This window comes from Streptomyces sp. NBC_01717 (assembly GCF_036248255.1).
Lineage (GTDB): Bacteria > Actinomycetota > Actinomycetes > Streptomycetales > Streptomycetaceae > Streptomyces.
The window spans coordinates 8060203-8086105 of record NZ_CP109178.1 but is presented as its reverse complement, the minus strand read 5'-3'; the positions used below and the strand labels follow the sequence as shown (position 1 = coordinate 8086105).

The following is a 25903-nucleotide window of genomic DNA, read 5'->3' as shown; positions in this document are numbered from 1 at the left end:
AAGCCATTCATCGGATAAAAGCGGACAGATAACGCCCGACTGGGCCCTCCCCGAACAGCGGGGCACCCAAAACCAGTAGCATGCGGCGCCATGAGCACCCCCACTGGGCCCGCTTCCGGCCTGCCTGTACGAATGCCGCGACCTCGCCAGTCCGGACGGCACCGCCGCCCGGAGCCCGTGGTCGCACCTGAGGGCGCTGCCGCGCTCGTTCTTGCCGTTCCCGGTACCCCTTCTTCGGCCACCCGAAGCCTGGCCGAAGAGGTCATCAGCATCGCCCGGTCCGAGCTGCCCGGTCTCAATGCGCGGATCGGTTATCTCGACGGCGACGACGCCGAATACCCCACGCTCACCTCCGTGCTCGCGAACACAGCCGCCGAGCGCATCGCGCGCTTCGAGCAGGCGAAGGCCGCGGGACGTGAGGTCGCCGAGCCCGAGGGTCCGGCCGCCGTCGTGGTGCCGCTGCTCGCGGGTCCGGACAGTGCCCTGATCCGGCGGATACGCCAAGCCGTCATGGACAGCCGCGCGCAGGTCGAGCTGACCGATGTGCTCGGTCCGCACCCGCTGCTCGCCGAGGCGCTGCACGTACGCCTCTCCGAGGCCGGTCTGGCCCGCGCCGACCGCGCCAGGCTGTTCACCGTGGCCACGGCCGCCGACGGCATCGTGCTGGCCACCGTGGGTGGCGAGGAGGGCGTGCAGGCCGCCGGGATCACCGGCATGCTGCTGGCTGCCCGGCTCGCGGTGCCGGTGATGGCCGCGGCCCTCGATGTAGAGGGTTCGGTCGCGTCGATCGCCGAGCAGCTGACGGGCTCCGGTTCGGTGCAGCTGGCCCTGGCGCCGTACCTGGTGGGTCCCGAGATCGCGGAGGGGCTGCTGGACGCCGCCGCGAAGGAGGCGGGCTGCGCGACGGCCGAGCCGCTCGGTGCGTACCCGGCGATCGGCAAGCTCGTGCTGTCGATGTACATGACGGCGCTGGGCATCACTCCTGGAACGCCGCAGGGAGCCCAGGCCCTCTGACCTGGCCGGCACAGAGCGGGGCCCGTACCGGACGATTCGACCGGTACGGGCCCCGCTGTGTGCTGTGTGGACGCGCGCTCTGTGACGTGTGCTGCGCGCTGCTCGGCCGGGCGATCCGTCCGCGTTCAGCCGAAGACGACGCAGGAGGCCGCTGGAGCCGTCAGGGAGCCCCTGTGGCGCGGGATGCCGGTCGTCGCGTCCACGGCGAACCAGCTGACGTTTCCGGCCCGCTCATTGGCCGCGTACAGCCACTGGCCGGTGGGGTCGAGGGCCAGGTCGCGCGGCCAGTGGCCACCGCAGCCCACGTTCGTGACCAGGGTCGCCTTCTCGCCCGATTCGTCGAGAGCGAGGACCGCGATGCTGTCGTGCCCCCGGTTGGCGGCCCAGAGGAACCGTCCGTCGTGCGAGACGACCACCCCGGACGGGTAGACGACGGCCTCGGGGTCGGCGACCACGTCCTCGGGCACGACGGCCGTCTCGGCGAGCGGTTCGAGGGCTCCGGTGGCCGGGTCCCAGCGGCAGACGGTGACGGTCGGTTCGAGCTCGTTCAGGACGTAGGCGTGCGTGCCCGCGGGGTGGAAGGCCAGATGCCGCGGTCCGGTGCCCGGCCGCAGCGCGGTCTCGCCGTGCAGCCGCAGCGTCCCGCTGCTCGGGTCGAGGGCGCAGATCCGTATGGAGTCGGTCCCGAGGTCCACGCTCAGCACCCAGTTCCCCGACGGGTCGGGCTGAACCTGGTGGGCGTGCGGGGCGTGCTGGCGGTCGGTGCGCGGACCGCTGCCCTCGTGCTGGAGCACGGAAGCGGCGGCGCCCAGCGATCCGTCCGCACGCACCGGGAGGGCGGTGACGCTGCCGGAGCCGTAGTTGGCGGTGATCAGATGCCCGCCGGCGATTGCCAGATGTGTGGGGCCGTCGCCCTCCACGGGCCGTATCTCACCGAGGGGCTGCGGCACATCGCCGGTGATGTCGAGCGCGGCGGCCGCACCGGTCTCGGTCTCACTCACCGCGTAGAGGGCGGTCGAGCCGGATCCGGGGCCGGGGCCCAGGACGAGATACGAGGGATCGGGGACGGCGCCCGTCGCGCCGAGGACGGTCAGCGCCCCGGTCTCCCGGTCCACGGCGGCGACGGTGACTCCCCGCCCGCCCGCCGACGTGAACGACCCGATGAATGCCCGTCCGGCACCGTTGCTGTTCACCGCTGCTGCCCCTCTCCGCCGACTGATCGCGACGGTCCGGGCCGTCACGATCTTCCGGGGCGACGGTAGCAGTGCGCCCCCTGCGGTCTAGACCAGGGCCGTGGCGTCGTCGACCGCCTCCGCGGAGCCGCAGGTCAGGCGGGGACGAGCGGGGACCGCGGCGAGGTGTGCAGGGGTGCGGCCAGCTCCGCGAGGGCCCCCTCCAGGGCGTGCAGATGCGTGAGCGCGGCCTCCGCACCGGGGTGGTGGTGCGGCGCGTGCGCGGGCGCGGCAAGCAGTTCCGTACGGACCGGGCGGGGCTGCGCCAGAGCCAGCACGGCGGACTCGACCCGGCGGCAGGCCGCGTCGAGCCGGGCGTCGTGCGAGGCGTCCGGGTCGGCGGCCACCGCGGCGAGGCCGCGCACCTCACGTGCGCAGAGGTCGAGCAGTACGAGGACCTGCCGGGCGCGCGCCTTGCGGGCCCGCAGCGGGTTGAGGGGGTGCACGAGCGGGGCGAGCGAGAGCCGGACCCGGCCGAGCAGCGCCTCCAGTTCGCTCACGCGCGGGGCGGGGTCGGCGGTCGGGGAGCCGGCGAGGCGCGCGGCGGCCTCGGCGGTACACGCGTGCACGCAGTGCAGCGCCCGCTGGATCCAGGCATCGGTGGTCGCATGGAGGGTGACGGGCAGCACGAGGACGACGGCGAGCGCCGCCCCGAGAGCTCCCGCCCCGGTCTCCGTGAGCCGCAGGACGAGGAGTCCGGGGTTCAGTACACCGAGCAGCCCGTAGAGCAGGCCCGCCATCACGGTCACGAAGAAGACCATCCAGCTGTAGGAGACAGCGGCGGTGTAGAAGATCCCGAAGACGCAGACGGCGACGAGGGCGGCGGTGAGAGCCGTGTCCCCGTGCAGCGGGACGGCGACCAGCAGCCCGACGGCGATACCGACCACCGTGCCGAGGACCCGGCGGAAGCCGCGGACCAGCGTCTCGCCCCGCGAGGCGGTGTTCACGAAGATCCACCAGACGGTGCCGACGGCCCAGTACCAGCGGTCCGCGGAGAGAAGCTGTCCGACGCCCAGTGCGAAGGCAGCGGCAGCGGTCGCCTGAATCGCCTGACGCGTGGTCGTGCGGGCCAGACCGCTGCCGCCGTGAAGCGCGGGTACGACAGACACCGGCAGTCGCCTTTCGTAGCACCAGAGACCGAAGCGGACGGTCGACGAGGTGACGAGGGAGAGCGCGACGGCGGTGTACAGCTCGGGCAGCTGACCCGGTACGGCGTGCAGGAACTGCGCCATGAAGAACGCCATGAACGCGAAGATCCCGAGGGCATGACCGCGCGGCCCCCAGCGGCGCGCGTACACCCCGGCACACACGACGGCGAGGAACGCCAGATCGCGCGCGAGCGGATGGTCGTGCAGCGCCGTCGCCAGCGCCAGCACCGGAAAACCGACGAGGGGCAGCAGCGAGGTGGTGAGCGCCTGGTCCCTGACCCTGGCGTCTGTCACCGTGAAGAGTGCGAGGAGTGCGGCCAGGCCGCCGGCGACCGCCGCGGGGAGCGAGTGCGAGGCGAGGCCCGAGAAGGCCACGGCGAGGCCGATCCCGAAGACGGCCCGGGTCGCGTTGCGCAGGCGCAGCCGTCCCGGGTCCGGAGCCACCAACATCCGCTTCAGCACCGCTTGGCTCTCCCCACTGTGTCCTGGCATGAAAAAGGCGCCGCGGGATCCGCAGCGCCATCGACTGGGTTCATGACAGCACCTGAACCTCATCCGGCTCAACTCATGGCGATCTGCCTGTGCCATTGGCATAGCCCAGCACCCTTTTGGTGTGCCATAGGAACACCAATGGACGATGCCGGGCCGAACCGTCCCACGCACCTCGCCCAGGCGCGGTCTCGGATGCTGCCGGGCGGCAGGCCCGGCCTTCCGCCGCGACCGATGCGGCGAGCGGCCCGCGAAGACCGAGCGGCCCGCGAAGACCGCCGTACCGGTCACGGCGGCAAGCCTGCTGCACACGGTCCGGGCCGATGCCGTCGAACGGGCCCCACTCCGCCCGCCCCCCCAAGGCAAAAACCGCGCAACGTGACCGGTGACACTCTGCGATTCCCGTCGCGACCGATCCACTGATCACCCCCACCTCCACGCCCTGCGCATCACAGGCATCCACACCAAAGAGCCTCACATTCGAAGGTCACAAGCGGGAAAGTGGCGCCGATTTCGCCAGTCATCAATACCGCGTCAATAAGGCCTCCTTCTACGAATACCGCCAGCAAGAAGCCAGAACGCGACGAATTCCGAAGGTAATCGACGGTTGACGTGACGGATCCCACAGGTTTCGATAACGCGCCGGGAGCAGACGAAACCAACATCGCAGCAAGCCACGGAGGCGATAGCGCTCCCGCCGTCACCCGTCACACCCAGTCGATCGGAACCGCTCCATGACCGACATGCTCAGCCAGCCCGTCACCTCCGGCGCCGCACCGGTGGCAACCGATCCCGGCGGCCAGGACGGCCCGCGCGCCCTCAAGCGTTCCATCGGCGTCGTCGGCGGAACCCTGCTCACCCTGTCCTGCGTGACGCCCGCCTCCACGCTCTTCGTCGTCGTGCCCGACCTGTTCGGCGACCTCGGGACCGCCACCGCGCTCACCATCGCGATCGGCTCGCTGCTCTGTATCGCCGTGGCGTTCTGCTACTCGGAGCTGGGCACGCTGATCCCCAGCGCGGGCGGCGAGTACGCCATGGTCACCACCCTGACCGGCCGGCTCGCCGGCTGGCTGGTGTTCGTGCTGTCGCTGCTGGTCGTGATGATCGTGCCGCCGGTCATCGCCATGGGTACGGCGGACTACCTCGCTCCCCTGGTCCATGTACCGGCGGAGGCCGCCGGCGCCGGGGTGATGGTGCTCGCCACCCTGGCCGGTCTGCTGGACCTGCGTGCCAACGCCTGGATCACCGGCGTCTTCCTGGTGCTCGAAGTGATCGCGGCGGCCGTGGTGGCGGTGCTCGGCTTCGCCCACACCGAGCGCGGCGCCGGCAGCCTGGTGCATGGTGTGGTCGCGAGCGACGGCGGGACGTCCCGCCCGGTCACCGCGATGCTGGTGGTCTCAGGTCTGGCCATCGCGCTCTTCATCACGCAGGGCTTCTCCACCGCCGTCTATCTCTCCGAGGAGCTGGAGGACCCGCGGCGCAACGTCTCCCGTACAGTCCTCGCCACCCTCGCCATCTCGACCGCCGTCATCCTCGTCCCCGTGGTGGCGATCACCATGGGTGCGCCCGACCTCGCGGCGCTCACCTCGGGCGACATCGGCCGGATGGTCACCACGTGGAGCAACTCGGCGGTCGGTACGTTCGTGAGCCTGTGCGTCGCACTCGCGATCATCAACGCGGGCATCGTCATGGTCATCCAGAACTCCCGGGTGCTGTTCGCTTCGGCCCGTGACAAGGCGTGGCCCGAGCCGGTCAACAACGCCCTCGCCCGCCTCGGCCGCTTCGGTTCGCCGTGGGTCGCCACGCTGGTGGTGGGGGTCCCGGGCGCGGCGCTGTGCTTCGTCAACCTCGACACCCTGTACGGCGTGACCGGCGTCTCCGTGACGGGCATGTACCTGCTGGTCGCGGTCGCCGCGCTGGCAGCCCGCCGCGCCTCCCACAAGGACCTTCCCGCCTGGCGCATGCCGCTCTGGCCGGCGATGCCGGTGGTGCTGATCGCCGTACTCGTCTACATCCTCAGCCAGCAGGAGGCCCAGTACCTGCTGTGGACCGGTGGGATCATGGCAGCGGCCACCCTCTACTGGGCGTTCTACCTCCGCCCCCGCAAGGACACCCGCTGGCTGGTCACCCTCCCCGAGGACGCGCTCCCCGAGAACGCCCGCCTCTGAAGCGAGCGGTACGACCGGATGGTGTGACGGTGCGCCATGGGTACAGTCGGAGCCCGTACCGACCGACCGGGAAGGGGCCATCGGACCATGGCGGTGGACGCACTGGACACCCGCATCCTGCGGCTGCTCATCGAGCAGCCGCGGACCAGCGTGCGCGAGTACGCGCGGATCCTCTCCATCGCCCGGGGCACCCTCCAGGCCCGGATCGACCGGCTGGAGCGCAACGGCGTGATCACCGGCACGGGTCCGGTCCTCTCCCCCGCCGCGCTCGGCCACCCGGTGCTCGCCTTCGTCCATCTGGAGGTCACCCAGGGGCATCTGGACGAGGTGGGCGAAGCCCTCGCCGCCGTCCCGGAGATCGTCGAGGCCTTCTCGACCACCGGCGGCGGGGACCTGCTGACCCGGGTCGTGGCCCGTGACAACGGGCACTTGGAGGATGTGATCCAGCAGCTGATCCAGTTGCCCGGTGTGGTCAGGACCCGTACCGAGGTGGCCCTGCGCGAGCGGGTGCCGCACCGGCTGCTGCCACTGGTCGAATCGGTGGGCCGGACCGCGGCCGGACCGACGGGCTGATCACCGGGCTTGCCATGCTGGGTGCCATGAGTACTTGGTGCCCCTCAGCCCCCTCGGTCGTCTTCGATCTCGACGGCACTCTCGTGGACAGCGAGCCGAACTACTACGAAGCGGGGCGCCGGGTCCTCGCCCGGTACGGCGCACCCGGCTTCACCTGGCAGCACCACACCCAATTCATCGGCATCAGCACCCGCGAGACACTGACGGCGCTGCGGGTCGAGTACGGAATCGAGGCGCCCGTCGACGAACTGCTGGCGGCCCAGGACGCCGTCTATCTGGAACTGGCGCGCTCTTCGACCGAAGTGTTCCCCGAGATGCGGAAGTTCGTCGAACGGTTGCATCAGGAGGGGATCACCATGGCCGTGGCGTCGGGTTCGTCCCGGGCGGCGATCGAGGCCGTGCTCGCGGGCACGGGACTCGCCGCGTACCTCACGGCGTACGTCTCCGCCGACGAGGTGGCGCACGGGAAGCCGGAGCCGGATGTGTTCCTGGAGGCCGCCCGGCGGCTGGGCGCCGCGCCCGGCGACTGTGTGGTGCTGGAGGACGCTGCGCCAGGAGCGGCGGCAGCGCATGCGGCGGGCATGCGCTGCATCGCGGTCCCCTATGTGGCGTCGACGGCCGCCGATCCTGCGTTCACGGCGGCGGAGCTGCTCTTCCGCGGTGGGCAGAGCGAGTTCACGGCGCAGGCCGCGTACGACTGGCTGGTCGGAGCTCGGCCTTCTTGATCTTTCCGGTGGCGGTCATCGAGAAGCTGTCGAGGAGCTCGATCCAGGGGCCCTGTACGCCGCCATCGCCGCGGCCGCCCACTCGTGCAGGGCATCGGCGGTGAGCGCGCTGGGGTGGGGACGGACGGGCCGCGGACGACGATCTCGCCGGGTTCCCCGAGAGGCAACGGCTCACCGGTGGCGCAGTCGACGACCATGGAGTCGGTGCCGGGCACGGGCAGTCCGCAGAAGACCGGGTCGGTCAGCATCTCGTGGTCGTCCTCCTGGAAGCGCGGCGGCCGTCACCACCTCACCGACGGCCATCCCGAACAGCGGGTCCCCGGGCTGCGCGCCGGGGAACGGGGCGCCTTCCACCCCGCCGCCGACCACCGTACGGAGTCCGGGAAACACCAGGAAATACCGGTTACGGCCCATCACTTCGTCCTCGCCCGGCTACGGCAGAGGTGTCCGGACGTCCCCGGAAATGCTCCGGTCGGAGCAGACCGTCCGGAAAGACGAGCAGGCGGACTTCTCGCGACGTGCGGGGCAGGGACGCTACGGGTGATGCGGCAGTCATGGGCGAACTCCTCGCCATCGGGGCCCGCTCGGGCCTGAGCGATCGGGGCCCGTTCGGACCGGACGGTCGAAGGGCTCGGGGACGCCAAACCCTCACCCGCACGTCAAGGGCAAGCCCGGCTCCCGAGTCGGTCGAGGGCTCTCCGTGTGTGCACGTACCACCCCGCATCCATCGGGACGTCTCCGAAGCAGCGCTCCTACCTGCTGGTTTCGCCTCTCAGCTCACCTTCCGTAAACCTGCACACCTCATGCCCAGACCGGTCACCCCCACCCGCCTGGACACCCTGGTCCGGACCAGTCGCAGGGGGGTTTGAACACGAGTGTCCCAGTTGAAGTAAATGGACTTTCAGACAAAGAGAATTCAGATGGTGAAGCTTGTGAAGAAGCCGCCGCCGACTCATGAACACATCTGCACGCAGCGCTAATTCATTGCGTGAAGAACCCCTGATCAACGCCGGTCCGATTAGCTGCGCACGGCGTCAACGTGCTTTGATCCTGGCCAATGCGGCGGCCACACCAAGGGGTTACCGCTATGAATTACCAAGCTGAAAGGCAGCCTTCATCATGAACCACACCCCCCAGGTCGAGACCCTCGAGATTTCCGACAACGACCTCGACAACGTGTCCGGCGGTCTCGTCGGCGGCCTGCTCGGCAACGTCACGGGCACCGTCGACTCCGTGGCCCCGGTCTCCGGCGTCGTGGGCTCGGTCACCGGCCTCGCCACCTCGACCACCGGCGTGAACACCGGTGCCGTCACCGGCCTGGCCACCGGCCTCATCGCCGGTCTCTGAGACGGTCCGTGAGCCCCGGAACCTCATGGTTCCGGGGCTCACTGCTCACACCTGACAGCAAGGGAAGAGTTCCGTGCAGTTCCGCCAACAGGCCCTTTCCAAGCTGCAGTCGCCGGAGGAACTCGACCTGCCGGTACGTTTCGCGCGCCCGCAGGGCCGGCTCGCCCTCGGCATCACCGTGCTCGTCATGGCCGCCGCCGGCTTCTGGGCGGTGACCGGAACCGTCTCGTCCACACTCCGGGCGCCCGGCATCTTCACTCACGCACAGGGCAGTTACATCCTGCAGAGCCCCGTTGCGGGCCAGGTCACCGCCGTACTCGCCAAGGAAGGCGAGACCCTGCCCGCCGACGCGCCGCTGCTCAAGGTCCGTACCGAACAGGGCGACCGGGTCGTCCGCACGATCGCCGCAGGACGGGTGACCGCCCTGACGGCCTCGATCGGAGCGGTGGTCACCACGGGTGCGGACGTAGCGAGTGTGGAGCGGACCCGTGGCGCCGACGATCCCCTGATGGTGATGCTCTATGTACCGGGCGACAGCGGGCCGGGCATTGCGGTGGGCGCCTCCGTCGATCTGACCGCCCAGTCGGTGCCGTCCCAGAAGTACGGAGTGGTGCGCGGCCGGGTGGCCGCGGTCGGCAGGAATTCACAGACACCCCGGCAGATCAGTGGCTTTCTCGGCGACGGACAGCTGGGCCAACAGTTCTCGCAGCACGGCAGGCCGGTGGCGGTCCTGGTGCGGCTCGACCGGTCGTCCGCCACGGAGTCCGGCTACCGGTGGTCGTCGGCCCAGGGTCCTCCGTACACGATCGACTCCATGACCCTGGCCACCGGCGCCATCCACCTGGCCGACCAGCGTCCGATCGATTGGCTGCTCCCGTGACCGCTCCGCACACCTCTCCCACCGCGCCGCAGCTCCCTCCTCCCGGCCGCGGCCGGCACCGGCCGGACAACGCAGCGGGCAGCAGGCGACGTTCGGGGCCGCGGCCGGTACCGAAGGGCAAGAAGGCCAAGACCGTACGCAGCCCCACCGTTCTCCAGATGGAGGCACTGGAGTGCGGCGCCGCCTCGCTGGCCATGGTGCTCGGTCATTACGGCCGTCATGTGCCGCTGGAGGAGCTGCGCATCGCCTGCGGAGTCTCGCGCGACGGATCGCGGGCCAGCAATGTCCTGAAGGCGGCCCGCAGTTACGGGCTGCAGGCCAAGGGCATGCAGATGGAACCGGCGGCCCTCGCCGAGGTCCAGGCACCGGCCATCCTCTTCTGGGAGTTCAATCACTACGTCGTGTACGACGGCATGGGCCGCCGCTTCGGACGGCGAGGCGTGCACATCAACGACCCGGACAAGGGCCGCCGTTTCGTGACGGCCGAGGATTTCGACACCAGCTTCACCGGCGTCGTCCTGGTCCTCGAGCCCGGCGACGGGTTCCGCCGCGGTGGCAGGAAGCCCGGGATCATGGGCGCCCTGCCGGCGCGGCTGCGCGGCACCTCGGGCACGATGCTGGCCGCTCTGCTCGCGAGCCTGCTGCTCGTGGCCGTCGGCGCGACGCTGCCTGCACTGAGCCGCGCCTACATCGACATGTTCCTGATCGGCGAACAGACCTCGTTGCTGAGCGTCCTGTTCGCGGCCATGGGCACCATGGTGGCGCTCACCGTCGTGCTGACCTGGCTGCAGCAGGCGAACCTGCTGCGCGGTCGCATCATCTCCTCCACGCTCAGCAGTGCCCGATTCTTCCGGCATCTGCTCAGACTGCCGGTCACCTTCTTCTCCCAGCGCAGCCCCGCCGATCTCGTCCAGCGACTGCAGTCCAACGATGTCGTGGCCGAGACCCTGGCCCGCGACCTCACGGCCGTAGGCGTGGACGGAGTCGTCGTCCTGCTCTACGCGGCCCTGCTGTGGATCTACGACCCGCAGTTGACGGTCATCGGCGTGGGGCTGGCGCTGCTCAATGTGGTGGCGATGCGCATCGTCGTGCGCCTGCGGGCCACCGGTGCCCAGAAGCTGCGGGCCGACAGCGCCAGGCTGACCAACACGTCGTACACCGGGCTGCAGCTGATCGAGACGATGAAGGCCACCGGCGGCGAGAACGGATACTTCCGCCGCTGGGCGGGGCAGCACGCGACCACGCTGGAGGAGCAGCAGCGCCTCGGTGTGCCGAGCGCCTGGCTGGGTGTTGTCGCCCCCGCGCTCGCGACCCTCAACAGCGCCCTGATTCTGTGGATCGGAGGGCTGCGGGCCGTCGACGGCCACATCTCGATCGGTCTGCTCGTCGCGTTCCAGGCGCTGGTGACCCGTTTCACGGCTCCGGTCGCACGGCTCAACTCGGTGGCGGGCCGGGTGCAGGACTTCGCTGCCGATGTGGCCCGTCTCAAGGACGTCGAGAACTTCCCGGTGGACTCGCTGTACTCCCGCCCCGAACCGGCTGCGAGCACACGCAGGCTCAAGGGCCATGTGACGCTGGAAGAGATCACCTTCGGCTACAGCCCGCTCGACAAGCCGCTGCTCACCGGCTTCTCGCTGTCCGTCGGTCCGGGGCAGCAGGTGGCGCTGGTCGGTGGATCCGGCAGCGGCAAGTCGACGGTCTCCCGGCTGATCTCGGGGCTCTACAGCCCCTGGGAGGGCACGATCCGGGTGGACGGGCAACGTCTGGAGGACATTTCCCGCAGTGCGCTGGCCGCCTCGGTCTCCTTCGTCGACCAGGACATCTTCCTCTTCGAGGGCACCGTGCGCGACAACGTGGCGCTGTGGGACCCGTCGGTCCCGGACGACGCCGTCGTCGCCGCACTGGAGGACGCCGCCCTGTACGAGGTCGTCGCCCGGCGCCCCGGCGGGATTCACAGCCGGGTGGAGCAGGACGGCCGGAACTTCTCCGGCGGGCAACGGCAGCGTCTGGAGATCGCCCGGGCGCTTGTCCGCCGGCCGAGCATCCTCGTTCTCGACGAGGTGACCAGCGCCCTGGACGCGGAGACCGAGCAGATCATCATCGACAATCTGCGGCGGCGCGGCTGCGCCTGTGTCGTGATCGCGCACCGGCTGAGCACGGTGCGCGACAGCGACGAGATCGTGGTCCTCGACCACGGCTCAGTCGTGGAACGGGGCCGGCACGAGGACCTGGTTGCTGCCGGAGGTCCGTACGCCGAGCTGGTCAAGGAGCACTGAGGTGACATCTGTTCACCATCTCGAGGGCGCGGGATCGCACCCGTCCCCCGCAGAGCACGACGCGGTCATCGGCGCCCTGGGAGGCCTCGGCGAACAGGTCGACTGCCATGGCCTGCGCAGGCTTTCGCTGGAGGGACCGCAGGTTCTGTGGCTCGTCGTGGGCGGTGCCCTGGACCTGTTCGCGGTCGACGCGGCGGAACAGGGCCACTGGCACTTCCTCGGCCGGCTGGAACCCGGGACGCTGTTGCTGGGCCCCGTCGAGGGACCGCGGCACACACTGATCGGCAGGCCCCTGCAGGAGTGCGTGCTGCGCCGCATCCCGCTGCGTGAGCTGTACCGGCCGGAGTACGCGGATGCCGCGGCGTACGACGGTCAGTACCGCAGCTGGTACGACACCGGGGACACGGCTCTGAGCCTGCTGGAACACGCCGTGGCACTCGGCGTCGGGCGCAGTCGACGGGTGCTGTTCGAAGCACCGCTGGACGGCCGGACCACCGTCGACGAGACGGTGGCCGACGACGACATCCTGTGGCTGCCGGTCTCCCCCGGCAGCATGCAGTACGGCGCCGCGTACAGCGCGGAGGCGGCAGGCGACCTGCTCATCGACGGCGCGATGTGGCAGGCCATGGTGAGCCAGCAGTACCGGCTGCTGTCCGCGCTGGACCGTTGGATCGAACGGCTGGAGCTCGCGCACGAGGACCGCACGGCAGCCGGCATCAAGGCGGGCGAAGCCGTCCGCGACGAGGCCGACCGGACGCTGCTCTCCTCCATCGGGCGTTCCCGGAGGACCTCGTCGCGTGCGGCGGGCGCGAGCGACGACGCGACGTACGCCGCTTGCCGGCTCGTGGCCGAGGCGGCCGGGATCACGCTCTCGGAGCCGTCGAAGAGCGGTGTGGTGAGCGACCGGATCGATCCGGTCGAGCGTGTCGCGGTCGGCTCGCGGATCCGTACGCGCCCGGTCCGGCTCGACCGCCGCTGGTGGCGGGAGAACACCGGGCCCCTGGTGGGGCACCGGGCCGCGAGCGGAGCGCCGGTGGCCCTGCTGTGGCGCCGCGGCGGGTACGACGCGGTGAACCCGGTGACCGGCCGGCGCACCCGCGTCGACGCGGCCAATGCGGAAGAGTTCGAACAGCGTGCGGTCATGTTCTACCGTCCGCTGCCGGAGCGGCCCATGGGCAAGTGGCAGCTGCTGCGGTTCAGTCTGCGCGGTACCCGGCCCGACGTGCGCAACCTGGCGCTGGCGGGGGTCGTGACGGTCGCCCTCGGCGCGCTGGTGCCGATCGCGACGGGACAGGTGCTCGGCGTCTACGTACCCAACGCCGAGAACAGCCTCATCGTGCAGGTCTCGCTGGCCGTCATCGTCACGAGCATCGTCTCGGCCGTCTTCATGCTGATGCAGAACCTCACCATCCTGCGCATGGAAGGGCGCATCGAGAGCACGCTCCAACCTGCCGTGTGGGACCGGTTGTTGCGTCTGCCGACCAAGTTCTTCACCGAACGGTCCACGGGTGAGCTGGCGAGCGCGGCGATGGGCATCAGCGCCATCCGCCGGGTGCTGTCCGGCATCGGTCCGATCGCCGTGCAGGCGGGCACGGTCGGGGCGATGAACCTCGTCCTCCTGTTCTGTTTCAGCGTCCCGCTGGCGTTCACGGCGATCGCGATGCTGATCGTCATAGCCGCGGTGTTCCTCACCATGGGGCTGTGGGAGCTGCGGTGGCAGCGCCGGCTGGTCGAGCTCAGCAACAAGCTCAACAACCAGGCGTTCCAGACACTGCGCGGGCTGCCCAAACTGCGGGTCGCCGCGGCGGAGAGCTTCGCGTACGCGGCGTGGGCCGGGGAGTTCGCCCGAAGCCGCGAACTGCAGCAGCGCGCGGGCCGGATCAAGAATCTGACGACCGTCCTCAACGCGGTGTATCTGCCGCTGTGTTCGCTGGCCATGTTCGTTCTGCTGGCGGGCCCGGCTCGCGGGTCGATGTCGGCCGGCGCGTTCCTGACCTTCAACACGGCCGTGACCATGCTGCTGACGTCCATCACCCAGCTCACGGGTGCGTTCGTCTCCGCGGCGGCGGCGCTGCCCATGTTCGAGCAGATCAAGCCGGTGCTCGACGAGGCCCCCGAGGTGCGCGGCGCCAGCACCCAGCCGGGCGTCCTGTCCGGGGAGATCGAGGCGCGCAATCTCTCCTTCCGATACACCGACGACGGTCCCCTGGTCCTCGACGATGTGTCTCTGCAGGTGCGCCCCGGCGAGTTCGTGGCGATCGTCGGCCCCAGCGGCTGCGGCAAGTCGACGCTGCTGAGGCTGCTCATCGGCTTCGACAGGCCGGTGTCGGGCAGTGTGCTCTACGACGGCCAGGACCTGGCCTCCCTCGACCAGGCGGCCGTGCGCCGCAGCTGCGGGGTCGTCCTGCAGAACGCCCAGCCCTTCACCGGATCGATCCTGGACTGCATCTGCGGCGCCGAGGTCTTCACCCAGGAAGAGGCGTGGGAAGCCGCCGCGATGGCGGGTCTGGCCGAGGACATCAAGCGCATGCCGATGGGTCTGCACACCATGATCGCCGGTGGCGGCTCCATCTCCGGCGGCCAGCGCCAGCGCCTGATGATCGCCCAGGCCCTGGTGCGGCGTCCGCGCATCCTGTTCTTCGACGAGGCCACCAGTGCGCTCGACAACGAGACACAGCGCATCGTGATCGAAAGCACCCGCTCGCTCAACGCCACGCGCATCGTGATCGCCCATCGGCTCTCCACGGTCCTGGACGCCGACCGGGTGATCGTCATGTCGGACGGCCGTGTCGTCCAGCAGGGACCGCCCGCCGAACTTCTCGCGGACACCAATGGTCGGCTCCACGAGCTGGTCCGGCGTCAGATGCGCTGAACGGCTCCTTCACGCCGGGCCGTTTCCGGCAGCTCGCGCCCGGCGCGCGACGCCCGGCGGGATCTGTCCGGCACGGCCCAGGGTTTCCGAGGCTCTTCGCCGCAGCCCCGGAAACCCCACGTCCGGCATCTCGATGTCCGTCACGCGAGATCCCGCCCTCCCGCCACGCCGTCGCCCCGCCCACCGTCCCCGGGTCGGCGGACATCACGGTGCGCACGACCCGCCAGGAACCGGACCCGCTTCGCGCCCGGTTCCTTCAGGACACCCAGAACAGAATCGAGTTCTAGTATTCTGATTTACAATTCGCATCCTGGGAGGAGCGCCCATGTCCGGACCCGAGGAGGTACAACTGCGTTACGCCTGGCGCGCGTTGTCGGTCGTCAGTCTGGCGAGCATCTTGACGGCGCTGGGCAGTAGCTCACTGAATGTCGCATTACCGCAGGTGGTGCGACATTTCGATGCGAGCGCCACAGCTGCGAACTGGATCCTGCTGTCGTTCATGCTGACCAATACGGGGCTGATGGTCGCGTTCGGCCGGCTGGCTGACATGTTCGGGCGCCGCACCATGTATCTGCTCGGTCTGGCCACGTACACCGGGGCCAGTCTGCTCCTGGGCTTCGCGCCCGGCGTGTGGTACCTGATCGGCCTGCGGGCGGTACAGGCCGCCGGTGGTGCGATGCTGCTGACCAACAGTGCGGCCCTGCTCGCCGACGCGTTCCCGCAACGTCAGCTGGGGCGGGGCATGGGCGTCTACATCGCTTCGTTCTCCGTCGCCCAGCTGGTGGGACCGACCCTCGGTGGCTTTCTGACGGACCGGTTCGGCTGGCAGTGGGTGTTCTGGTACAACGTGCCGATCGGGCTGCTGTGTCTGGCCTGGGGTGCGGTCGCGCTGCGCAAGGTGGGCGGTCGGGCGCGCGACAGCGGCATCGACGCGCCGGGCAATCTGCTCGTGCTGATCAGCCTCGGAAGCCTGCTGTTCGGCTTGTCCCAGGTCGGTGAGAACGGCTGGACCGATCCCGTGGTCGTTGCCTGCCTGGCCGTATGCGCCGTGCTGGTACCGCTGTTCGTGATGATCGAGCTACGAAGTCCGCACCCGGTCATGGACGTGACGTTGTTCCGGGACCCGCCCTTCGCGCTCGGCCTGCTCACCTCGTTCCTCAACTCGGTGGCGCGGATGGCGGTGGTGCTGCTGATCGCCTTGTTCTATCAGGCAGTGCACGGCGAGTCCCCGGTGTCGGCCGGGTTGAAAGTGCTGCCGCTGTCGGTGGCCGCAATGATCGCCTCGGCGTGTTCGGGGATGCTGCACGCGAGACTGGCGCCGCGCACCATCGCACTGCTGGGGACCTCCACCGGCACCGCGGGCCTGCTCTTCCTGCTGCTGAACATGTCGGCGGACACCGGCTACCCGCCGATCGCCTGCGGACTGGTCCTCATCGGTGCCGGATCGGGAATGTTCATGCCGGCCAACACCACGGCCCTGCTGGACGGGGTTTCGTCCCGGCGCATCGGAATCGTCAACGCGATGCGCCTGATGGTGCAGAACACCGGTGTCGTGGTGAGCACGGCGCTGGCCATGTCGCTCGTGACCAGTCCGCTGCCGGCCGGCCTGCGACAGTACGTCTTCGCCGGTACGATCGCCGACGTCTCCTCGCACGGAGTCGCGCAGCTGGTCACCGGATACCGGCTGGCCCTGCTGGTCATGACCGTGATCTCCGCACTGTCGGTGATCGCCTCACTCGGCCGGCACCGGGCGACGGGCGTCACCACCGGAGGAAACCGGCCGAGCGAGGAACCGGTCGGCAAGGCACCGTGATCTCAGTCCGCCGCGCCCCTGCCCACGGTCGGCGCGAGCACGGGCATCGCCTCGGTGCCCGTACGCCGCCACGGCCCGTGGAACAGCAGCACCGCCGGGATGAACAGCACCATGCAGCACATGGCGATGATCATCCAGGTGTGCCAGCTGCTGCTCTCCACCACGCGCGGCACGGCGAACAGGGCCAGGACCGCCGCCCCCTTGGAGACGAATCCGAACAGGCCCCAGGCGCTGCCCTGCAGCCGCGGATCGATGTCCTCGGCGTCCTCGGAGAAGTTCGCCATCCACGGCCCGTACGCGACACCCAGTGCGCCGCCCAGCAGCGCGCCGGTGAGCATCAGATGGAGTTGGGAAATGTCCTGACGACCCATCAACATCACCAGATAGCCCGTGATCGCCACTGCCGCGGCCGTGCCGGCCACACAGATCGGCTTGCGCAACTGCAACCGGTCCGAGATCCGGCCGCTCACCACGACGGTGAGCAGATTGAGTACCCAGAAGACCGACATGATCCCCGACGCGTTGGCCGCGCCGAGGCCGAAGGAATGTGCGAGCATGGTCGGGCCGTACAGGGAGAGCGTCAGGTAGAGGATCAGCCACAGTCCGATGCCGACGACATGCGCCCAGATGGTGCGGTGGGTGAGCAGATCTCGGGCCCGGGGCGCGGTGCCGGGGCCGTCCGGTGTGAAAGCCTGCCGTTCGGTCTGCTGGATACGCGCGCGCAACTGCGGTGAGAGGTCTGCGATGTTGAACGCGATCACGAGGGAGACCACGAGTGAGAGCGCGGCCATGATGACGAACTGAGAGCGCCAGGAGTCGTGGAAGAGCGGCAGAGTGGCGCTCGCGACCGCGGCGGCCAGGAAGTTGGCCCCCACAGGCCCCCAGGTCCAGAAGCCGAACGCCTGCGCGCGACCCATCCGCGGCGAGAAGTCGCGGACCAGCGGGGCGGTGCCGGCCATGGCCATTCCGTCGATGACGGACAGTGCGATTCGGGCCAGCATCAGCTGCGTCGGTGAGTGGACCGCGGTCATCGCCAGGCAACAGACGGTCGTCAGCAGCATGAGCGGGATGAGCAGGCGCACCCGGCCCAGGTTGTCGGTGAGCCGCCCGCCGAGGACCGAGGCGAGCGCACCGGCAACGGTGGCCAGTGCGGACACCGTGCCGTAGGTGGCCAGGGACATGTGCAGGTCTTTGAGCAGCAGCGGAACCACGGGGGCGATCTGCCCCTCGTAGGACCCGATCAGGACGGCGAGGACGGCCATGGTGAGGATCCGCATCCGGCGCCCGCCGGTCGGGTATTCGTCGAGTTCGCGTACGTAGGAGAGCTTCATCGCTCTGACCTTTCTGCGAGTGGATTTCCGGCTGGTCCCACCGGTGCCGCCCCGTGGTCGCAGGCGGAGCCGCGGAACAGAATTTCCCTCTGTGATGCGATTTCGATCGATCTCGGGCTGCCGTGCCAGGGGCAGGGCGGTGCATGTCTCCCGGCTGCGTCCCGGGGCTGTGGCCTTCCCCCGTCGGGATGGAGGGCGCATGGCCGCGCTGCTTCGGAACCGGGCCGCACGCTCACGACCCGGCCTGTACCGACGGCCCGGCAACGGGGCATGCGGGTACCTGCGGGACCCCGGTAGGGCAAAGGCCGCCACGGTCGCAGCAGGCGACCGCGGCGGCCCTCGGACAGGTGCCGCAGGTGTGCGGCTCAGTTCCAGGTGATCAGGGCGTCCAGCGCTTCGACCCGACTCCCTTGCACGAGAAGAGGGTTGACCTCCAGTGATTCGAGACCGGGTCCCAGGCCGGCCGCGAGCCCGGCGATACGGGCAATGACCTCGGCGACCTTGTCGAGGTCCGCGGGCTCGGTGCCGCGTGCGCCGTCCAACAGCCGGGCACCGCGCAGTTCCCCCAGCGCCCGGCGTATGTCGTCGGCGCCGACCGGCAACAGCCGCAGCACCGAGTCCCGCAGTACCTCGACCCACACGCCGCCGAGGCCGACGGCCATGGTCAGCCCCCACGCGGGGTCACGGACCACGCCGACGAGCAGTTCCACACCGCTGCTGCGCTGCGGCTGCACCAGGGTCCCGATGCCCGTAAGTCCGCGTTCCCGCAGGACGTCGGATACGTCGCGGTGGGCCCGGCGCACTTCGTCGGCTCCTCCCAGTCCCAGCCGGACCCCACCGATGTCGCTCTTGTGCCCGAGGCCGTCGGCAACCGCCTTGAGCACCACGGGGTATCCGAACCGGTCGGCCGCCGCCACCGCTTCCTCCACCGTTGCGGCCGGGGCGGAAGGCACGACCGGGATGCCGTTGGCGCAGAGCAGCTGCGAAGCCCGGTACTCCGTCCACACCCCGGAGGTCGGGCCGTGCACCACCGGCCGGGGGTCCGGCGCGGGCCCCACCGGGCCGGCGGCGGCCCGGGGCAACTCCCGGGACCAGCGCACGGCCGCGCCGATCGCCGTCACCGCATGCTCGATCCCGCCGGCCACGTACGGAAAGCCGGTCTCCTCCTGTACATGACGGCCGAATTCGGTGATGTCGGTGAGGATGTTGCTGGCCACCATCACCGGGCGGCTCGCGTCGCGGATGCGCTGCGCGGTGGCTCCGAAGTGCAGCAGTGTCGGAGCCTGATCGGCCGGCACCACCCGGGGAAGGTCGGACAGCAGCATGACCGCGTCGATCCCCGGGTCGTCGGCGACGACCTCCAGCGCGCGGCCGAGCAGGGTCCGGTCCACCACCACGTACCCGGTGACGTCCAGAGGGTTCTGCACGGTCGCGAAGCCGGGCAGGATCTCCTTCAGCCGCGCCACCGTCTCCGGTGCGAAAGGCGGCAGCTCGAGTCCCTCCTGCTCGGCCCGGTCGGCGATGACTTCGCAGGCCCCGCCCGAGGGCGTCACCACACCGATCCGCGGACCGTCGATCCGGCCGACCTGGGCCAGCAGCCCGGACGTGATGATCAGATCCTCGAGCGAACGGACGCGGACCACACCCAACTGCCCGAACGCGGCGTCGATCACGCGGTCGTCCCCCACCAGCGCCCCGGTGTGGGCCTGCGCGGTGTGCGAGGCGATCTTGCTCGACCCGATCTTGAGGGCCACGATCGGTTTGCCGGCCCGGGCGGCGCGGCGGGCGGCGCGGGCGAACCGTTCCGGGTGGCGCACGGACTCCAGGAACAATGCGATCACCTTGGTGGCCGGGTCGTCCACCAAGTAGTCGATGACGTCGGTGACCGACACCATCGTCTCGTTGCCCATGGAAGTGAGCAGGCTCAGCCCCACGTTCCGGGCCTGCGCGAAGGAGAGTATGGAGCTGGCCAGGGCACCGCTCTGCAGCACCACACCCACCTGCCCGCCGAGCAGCGGCGCCGGGATCGGCAGGCCGTAAGGGGTCGTCCCGGCCGTGGCGTTGATGTAGCCGTTCCCGTTCGGGCCCAGTACGGTCAGCCGGTTCTCGCGTGCGAAGTCGAGGATCTCCTCCTCCCGGCGCCTGCCCTCCGGACCCGTCTCGCCGAAGCCCGCGGTGAGCACCACGTAACTCCGGATGCCCAGGCCGGCGCCTTCCCGAAGTACCGGAAGCACAGCGGGTGTCGGCACCATGACATAGGCCATGTCGACCGGCTCGCCGATGTCCGAGAGGCTGCGATGGGCGCGCTGTCCGTGCACCATCTCGGTGCGTGGATTGACCAGATGGACCTGTCCTGAGAAGCCGTGGTTGCGCAGGTTGTCGAACGTTGCCAGCGACCAGCCCGACTTGTCGGTGGCTCCGACCAGGGCGATGGACTTCGGGGCGAACAGCGCGCGCATGGCCTCGGCACCCGCTTGCGTGGTGGGCGCGCTCATATCGCCTCCACCACCCGGAAGCACGGCAGCTCGGGAGAGTCGTCGCCACCCAGGCGGGTGATCTCCAGCTCGACGCGGTCGCCGATGCCTACCCGGTCCCCGCCGACGATCCTGGACATCATCCGCACGCCCTCGTCGAGGTCGATCAGCGCAACCGTGTAGGGAGGCTCTCCGGCGGAGGGGCTGAAGGCGCGGCGCGCGACGGTGTACGAGTAGACGGTGCCGATTCCCGGCGAAGTGAACCACTCCAACCGGTCACCGAAGCAGTGCGGGCAGAGCGCCCTCGGGTAGAACACCGCACGGCCGCAGTCGCCGCAACGCTGCAGGCGCAGCTCTCCCGCGGCTATGCCGTCCCAGAACGGCCTCGTCTCGACATCCGGAGCAAGGTCCGCCACGCTGATCAACTCCTTCCGAGTACGACGGTCGAGGTGGACGACAGGACGCCGCCGGTTCCGTGCACCAGGGCCAGTCCGGCACCGTCGACCTGACGGCGCGGGTCGCCGGCGAAGTCGTGCCGCAGCTGCCGGGTCGCCTCGATGAGCAGGAAGATCCCGTACATGCCGGGGTGCGTGTAGGACAGACCGCCGCCGTTGGTGTTCATCGGCACCGGTCCACCGGGGGCGGTACGGCCGCGGGCGACGAAGTCCCCGGCCTCGCCCGGTTTGCAGAACCCCAGTGACTCCAGGGTCAGCAGGACGGTGATGGTGAAGGAGTCGTAGATCTCCAGCAGGTCGAGGTCGTCGTGGGTCACGTCGGCCATCTTCATCGCGGTCGGTCCCGAGCGGGCAGCACCGGTGACGGTCAGGTCCGGCATCTGGGCGATGCTGCTGTGCGTAGTGGTCTCGCCGTGGCCGAGCACGACGACCGGATGGGTGTCCACATCGGGCCAGCGGTCCTCGGCCGCCACGACCACCGCGCCGCCACCATCGGTGACCAGGCAGCAGTCCAGCAGGTGCAGCGGATCGCTGATCATCGGCGAGTCGAGCACGTCGTCGACCGTGATCGGGTGACGGTGGTACGCGTCCGGGTTGAGCGCCGCCCACTGCCGTGCGCTCACCGCCACTTCGGCCAGCTGCTCGCTGGTCGCACCGTACTGGTGGAGGTAGCGGTTGGCCGCCAGCGCGTAGGCGCCGACCGGCTGCGGCAGCCCGTAGGGCCGGTCGAACTGCTCGGTGAGCGACGCGGGTGGCCGTGGGGCGTTGCGTGAGCGGTTGCTGCGCTGGGTGCTGCCGTAGGTGATCAGTGCGACGTCGATCACCCCGGCATCGATGGCGGCCGCCGCATGGCCGAGGTGGGCCTCGAAGGACGATCCGCCGATGTTGGTGCCGTCCAGGTAGTCCGGCTGGAGTCCCAGATACTCGGCCAGCGTCAGCGCGGGTGCCCAGGACCAGTTTCCGGCCACGAACAGGGCGTCCACGTCCTTGGGACCCAGCCCGGCCTCGGCCAGGGCCCCCCGGCTCGCCCTTGCCTGCTGAGACAGCACGGTCAGGTGCGGGGTCCTGCCCACTTCCGATTCGGCCACCCCGACGATGGCCGCGCGCCTGCGGGCCCTCATTCGCCGATCCCGCCCAGCCGTACATGGCCCTTGAGCAGGTTGCGGGCGATGGTGCGGCGCTGGATCTCGTCGGTGCCCTCGAATATTCGCAGCAGTCGCAACTCCCGGTACCAGCGCTCGATCGGCAGTTCCTTGGTGTAGCCCATCCCGCCATGGATCTGCAGCACGCGGTCGACGACCTGGTTGGCCATGAGCGCGCCGTTGAGCTTGGCGATGGAGGAGGCGTGGCGCGCGTCCATGCCCTGCTGGACCCGCCAAGCCGCGTACAGCGTGAGCCACTTCGTGGACTCGATCTCCACCTGCGAGTCCGCGATCTGCCACTGGATCCCCTGGTACTCGGCGATCGGATTCCCCATGGAGTGCCGGATCTTGGCGTAGTCGATCGCCATCTGCAGCATCCGTTCGGCGGAACCGATCGCGCGGGCCGGGATCATGTAACGGCCCTGGCCGATCCACCGGAGCGCCAGCGCGAAGCCGCGGCCGACTTCACCGAGTACGTTCTCGTCAGGAACACGCACGTCGTCGAAGACCAGTGCCGCCGGGCCCCACTGGCCCATCGTGGGGATCGGTTCGGACTTCCAGCCCATGTCCCGGTCGACAAGGAAGCAGGTCACTCCGCCGTCCGCGCCCTTGTCCGGGTCGGTGACGGCGAACACCATCACGAAGTCGGCCTCGTTGCCGCCGGTGATGAAGGTCTTCTCCCCATTGATCACCCAGTCGCCGCCCTCGCGCACCGCGCGGGTACGGATGTTGCGTGCGTCGGATCCGGCTCCCGGCTCGGTGATCGCGAAGCAGGACCGCCGCTCGCCCTCGATCGTCGGGATGAGGTAGCGCTGCTTCTGCTCGTCGTTGCAGCTGTAGAGGATGTTGTCCGCCGAGCCGCCGAAGCTGAAGGGAACGTACGTCCTGCCGGTCTCCATCGCCAGGATCGCGGACATGACGGCGCCCAGGTTCATCCCGCCGTACTCCTCGGGCGTGTTCATTCCCCAGAAGCCCGCCCCGCGGGCCTTGGCCCGCAGCTCGGCCAGGACATCCACGGCGATCGCGGGAACGCCCGCCCGTTCGTTGCGCAGCACCTCCTGTTCCAGCGGCATCACCTCCTTGGAGATGAACGCGCGGACCGTGTCCCGGATCTGACGTTCCTCGACACTGAGGGAGAAATCGACCATCGAGCGGTGTCCTTTCCTTCTCAGGACGCGCGGGCGACCACCCGGGGTCCTTTTCTAGAACGGAACTCTAGGAATTGGCTCAGCCTGCGCCCGGCCGGACGAGCGTGTCAAGACACCTGCCGCAAGCCGGTTCACGTACAACCGGCCACCCCTGGCGGTAACTTGCGTATCCGCGCCACCACGGCGGGCGCGACGATCAAGGAAGCGTGACGAAACATCGACGCAACATCCTCGACGGCAATTCTAAGATTGGATTCGGTACGGTGGACCGTGTCGGTGCCCGTCAACGAAGGCAAGGAGGGGATCCCATGGCACGAAGCGCGAGCAGCGCCGCAGCCGGCGGGAACGCCTGGCAGTGGAGCCGCACCGCGGAGACCCGCCGGGTGTTGCTGAACGCCGCGCGTGAGGTGTTCTGCGAGCAGGGCTTCGCCGAGGCGAGCATCGCCGGGGTGGTGGAACGCGCCGGGTCCAGCGTGGGCAGCCTCTACCACCACTTCGGCGGGAAGACCGAGCTCTTCCTCGCTCTGTGGGAGGAACACCAGGCCGCCCATGAGCAGAACGCGGTGACCGCGGTCGCCGCGGCCCGAGCCGCGGGCGAGGGCGAGGACCCGCTCGATCTGTTCGTCGTGGGCGCCCGTGCATTTCTCGAGGGCTCCTGGCAGCGCCGCGATCTGGCCAGGCTCTTCATGGACGGCGACGGGCCACCGGGGTTCGAACTGGTCCGGCGCACACGCAGCCGGGAGTGGGTCCGGCAGAACGCGGTGCTGCTCGGCGCCGGCATCGACTCGGTCGACCGGCTCGCGGTGGCGGTGCTGACCACGATCATCGGGGAAGCGGGACGCGAGATCGCGACGTGCCCGAACAAGCGCCAGGCCAACAAGATCACCGAAGCCGCGATCGTGCTGATCCGCCGACTCGGCTCACCCGGCCAGGACACCTGACCAGCGGTCGGAACATCGGGACCGCACGGCTACCGGCCGGCCGGTGCACCGGCATCCCTACGGTGCGCAGCCCGGTACATCGACACGTCGACACGTCGGTTCTCCAGGAAGGAAACGCCCGTGGCCCAGGCCGAACAGCAGGAGGCCTTCTTCACCGGTGCCGGAGATGTATTCGTCCCCGCCCCCCACGCGCGCAGTTGGTGGGCGCCCGGCATGATGCACGGCAGGCTGCTCGGCGCGCTGGCGGCCCGGGCCCTGGAGCGCGAACACGCCGCCGAGGGACTGCACTTCACCCGGCTGACCGTCGACCTGTTCCGCAACGCGCCGATGGCGCCGGTGCGGGTGGAAACCCTCCGGGTGCGCGACGGCCGTCGCATCCGGGTCGCCGACGCGACCGTGCACGGCGCCGACGGCGTCGTCGCGCGGGCCAGCGCCGTGCTGCTGCGGCGCAGCGAGCAGCCGCCGGGCCATGTCCCTGCCACACCGCCCTGGGACGCACCCGCACCTGAAGAACTGCCCGCACCGCGCGAAGGGGCCTGGACGGTCTGGAAGTTCGACGAGCACAACACGCCTGCGCGGGACGGTGGGCAGGGAAGCGGCAGGCGCCGGGCCTGGCTGCGGGAATCGTGCGAACTGGTCGCCGGCGAGTCGCTCTCGCCGTTCGTGCGGGCAGCGCTCGCCGCCGACACGGCCAGTCCGCTCGCCCATGCCGGCGACACCGGGCTGCAGTTCATCAATGCCGACTACACCCTGTGCCTGAGCAGACTCCCCCTCAGCGACGCCATCGGGCTGGAGTCCGCCGCCCACACCAGCGAGGACGGGGTCGCCGTCGGGCACTGCACACTGCACGACACCGCAGGCCCGATCGGCTACTGCATGACCACCGCGATTGCCAACCTCAGGGCCGGCACCTGACCGGTGTCCGCCGGACCGTACCCGGGGCGACACCATGGCCGCGCCGTCTCCGCGGACGGCGTCCGACGGCGTCACCCCGGAGCGACGGGCCGTCAGGCGCCAGGACCGCCCGCCCCGCGGACGGCGGCCCGTCCGCGATCGATCACGACTGTTCCGTCGGCCTTGGTGGTACGGAACTGCGCGGTGTCACCGTCCCTCCAGATGGACACCGTCAGCGACTCGCCGGGACGGACCGGCCTGCTGAACCGGCCCGACATGGAGACGAACCGGGACGGATCCGATTCCGCCAACGTGTGCAACAGGGCACGTCCGGTCACCCCGAAGGTGCACAGGCCGTGCAGGATCGGACGCTCGAATCCGGCCTTCGCGGCAAACGCGGGATCGGAGTGCAGTGGATTGCGGTCACCGGAAAGCCGGTACAGCAGTGCCTGCTCCGGTCTGGTCGGGCAGGTGATCCGGTGGTCCGGCTCACGACCGGGCTCCGGCCAGCTGTCACGCGGCCCCCGGTCACCGCCGAAGCCGCCCTCCCCCCGGATGAAGACGGCACTGCGCGAAGTGATCACCGGATCGCCCGTGCCCGGATCCACGGCCACCGCCTCGCTGGTCACCAGCGCACCGGATCCCTTGTCGTACATCCCGGTGATCTTCGAGGTGACACGCACGGTCCCCGCCGGCGGCAGGGGCCGATGCAGGTCGAAGGACTGCTCCGCGTGTACGAGCATCGCCGGGTCGAACTCGCCGATGCTCCGGCTGCGGCCCCCCTGCGCGGCCAGCACGGCGAACGTCGGCAGAACCTGCTGGCCGATGCCGTGCGAGTTCTCCGTGGTGAAGGCCAGTTCCCGCAGCGGGTCGTCCAGCCCGGCTCCGACCCCGACCGCGTAGAGCAGGGTGTCCTTGGAGGTCCAGGTCCGCTCGACCGGTGGGGACTCGATGCCGATCACACTGTGGTCGAGGGGCACG

19 protein-coding genes are annotated in these 25903 nt (G+C 69.8%); 11 read left to right on the top strand and 8 right to left on the bottom strand.

Annotated features, from left to right (window positions below; translation table 11 throughout):
• Positions 1-90: 90 nt before the first annotated feature.
• Entirely contained in the window at positions 91-1014 is a 924-nt protein-coding gene (locus OHB49_RS36620; RefSeq protein WP_329165187.1) for a sirohydrochlorin chelatase, read from the top strand.
• Between the two features lie 125 nt (positions 1015-1139).
• Here OHB49_RS36620 and OHB49_RS36615 read toward each other — a convergent pair whose 3' ends face one another.
• Positions 1140-2207, bottom strand: a complete 1068-nt coding sequence (locus tag OHB49_RS36615; RefSeq protein ID WP_329165186.1) for a lactonase family protein — start codon at positions 2205-2207, stop codon at positions 1140-1142.
• Positions 2208-2341: 134 nt separating this feature from the next.
• Positions 2342-3856 (bottom strand): FUSC family protein, encoded by a 1515-nt coding sequence (locus OHB49_RS36610; protein WP_329165184.1) that lies wholly within the window; start codon positions 3854-3856, stop codon positions 2342-2344.
• A gap of 761 nt (positions 3857-4617) precedes the next feature.
• Between OHB49_RS36610 and OHB49_RS36605 the strand changes: the two genes are divergently transcribed.
• From OHB49_RS36605 to OHB49_RS36570, 8 genes are all read left to right on the top strand, one after another.
• Positions 4618-6051, top strand: a complete 1434-nt coding sequence (locus tag OHB49_RS36605) for an APC family permease (RefSeq protein WP_329165183.1) — start codon at positions 4618-4620, stop codon at positions 6049-6051.
• An 87-nt stretch (positions 6052-6138) separates the two neighbouring features.
• Positions 6139-6624, top strand: a complete 486-nt coding sequence (locus tag OHB49_RS36600; protein ID WP_030977355.1) for an Lrp/AsnC family transcriptional regulator — start codon at positions 6139-6141, stop codon at positions 6622-6624.
• A 26-nt stretch (positions 6625-6650) separates the two neighbouring features.
• Positions 6651-7349, top strand: a complete 699-nt coding sequence (locus OHB49_RS36595; RefSeq protein WP_329165182.1) for an HAD family hydrolase — start codon at positions 6651-6653, stop codon at positions 7347-7349.
• Positions 7350-8468: 1119 nt separating this feature from the next.
• A complete protein-coding gene (locus OHB49_RS36590; RefSeq protein WP_030977360.1) occupies positions 8469-8696 on the top strand; it encodes a hypothetical protein in 228 nt (75 codons plus the stop codon).
• Positions 8697-8769: 73 nt separating this feature from the next.
• Positions 8770-9576, top strand: a complete 807-nt coding sequence (locus OHB49_RS36585) for an HlyD family efflux transporter periplasmic adaptor subunit (protein ID WP_030977362.1) — start codon at positions 8770-8772, stop codon at positions 9574-9576.
• Positions 9573-11852 carry an NHLP family bacteriocin export ABC transporter peptidase/permease/ATPase subunit gene (locus OHB49_RS36580; RefSeq protein ID WP_329165181.1) on the top strand — a complete coding sequence of 760 codons (2280 nt, stop codon included), beginning with the start codon at positions 9573-9575 and terminating at the stop codon, positions 11850-11852. Before OHB49_RS36585 ends, OHB49_RS36580 begins: the two co-directional genes overlap by 4 nt.
• Position 11853: 1 nt before the next feature.
• On the top strand, positions 11854-14724 hold the full coding sequence (locus OHB49_RS36575; RefSeq protein WP_329165179.1) for an NHLP bacteriocin export ABC transporter permease/ATPase subunit: 2871 nt from the start codon (positions 11854-11856) through the stop codon (positions 14722-14724).
• Between the two features lie 325 nt (positions 14725-15049).
• Positions 15050-16537 (top strand): MFS transporter, encoded by a 1488-nt coding sequence (locus OHB49_RS36570; protein WP_329165178.1) that lies wholly within the window; start codon positions 15050-15052, stop codon positions 16535-16537.
• 2 nt (positions 16538-16539) lie between these two features.
• On the opposite strand, the gene OHB49_RS36565 is transcribed toward OHB49_RS36570, so the two are convergent.
• The 5 genes from OHB49_RS36565 to OHB49_RS36545 form a co-directional block, all read right to left on the bottom strand.
• The gene (locus tag OHB49_RS36565) at positions 16540-17868 is read right to left on the bottom strand and encodes an MFS transporter (RefSeq protein WP_326743843.1); all 1329 of its coding nucleotides are present in this window, start codon (positions 17866-17868) and stop codon (positions 16540-16542) included.
• A 365-nt stretch (positions 17869-18233) separates the two neighbouring features.
• The gene (locus OHB49_RS36560) at positions 18234-20363 is read right to left on the bottom strand and encodes an acetate--CoA ligase family protein (RefSeq protein ID WP_329165177.1); all 2130 of its coding nucleotides are present in this window, start codon (positions 20361-20363) and stop codon (positions 18234-18236) included.
• Positions 20360-20758, bottom strand: a complete 399-nt coding sequence (locus OHB49_RS36555; RefSeq protein ID WP_329165175.1) for a Zn-ribbon domain-containing OB-fold protein — start codon at positions 20756-20758, stop codon at positions 20360-20362. Before OHB49_RS36555 ends, OHB49_RS36560 begins: the two co-directional genes overlap by 4 nt.
• A gap of 5 nt (positions 20759-20763) precedes the next feature.
• The gene (locus OHB49_RS36550; protein ID WP_329165174.1) at positions 20764-21918 is read right to left on the bottom strand and encodes an acetyl-CoA acetyltransferase; all 1155 of its coding nucleotides are present in this window, start codon (positions 21916-21918) and stop codon (positions 20764-20766) included.
• Positions 21915-23087 carry an acyl-CoA dehydrogenase family protein gene (locus OHB49_RS36545; protein ID WP_329165173.1) on the bottom strand — a complete coding sequence of 391 codons (1173 nt, stop codon included), beginning with the start codon at positions 23085-23087 and terminating at the stop codon, positions 21915-21917. The genes OHB49_RS36550 and OHB49_RS36545 overlap by 4 nt, the downstream gene beginning before the upstream one ends.
• Positions 23088-23395: 308 nt before the next feature.
• Between OHB49_RS36545 and OHB49_RS36540 the strand changes: the two genes are divergently transcribed.
• Positions 23396-24028, top strand: a complete 633-nt coding sequence (locus OHB49_RS36540; RefSeq protein WP_329165172.1) for a TetR/AcrR family transcriptional regulator — start codon at positions 23396-23398, stop codon at positions 24026-24028.
• A 120-nt stretch (positions 24029-24148) separates the two neighbouring features.
• Positions 24149-24943, top strand: coding sequence for an acyl-CoA thioesterase domain-containing protein (locus OHB49_RS36535; RefSeq protein WP_329165171.1), 795 nt, complete (start codon positions 24149-24151; stop codon positions 24941-24943).
• A gap of 92 nt (positions 24944-25035) precedes the next feature.
• On the opposite strand, the gene OHB49_RS36530 is transcribed toward OHB49_RS36535, so the two are convergent.
• Positions 25036-25902, bottom strand: coding sequence for a MaoC/PaaZ C-terminal domain-containing protein (locus OHB49_RS36530; RefSeq protein ID WP_329165170.1), 867 nt, complete (start codon positions 25900-25902; stop codon positions 25036-25038).
• Position 25903: the final 1 nt, after the last annotated feature.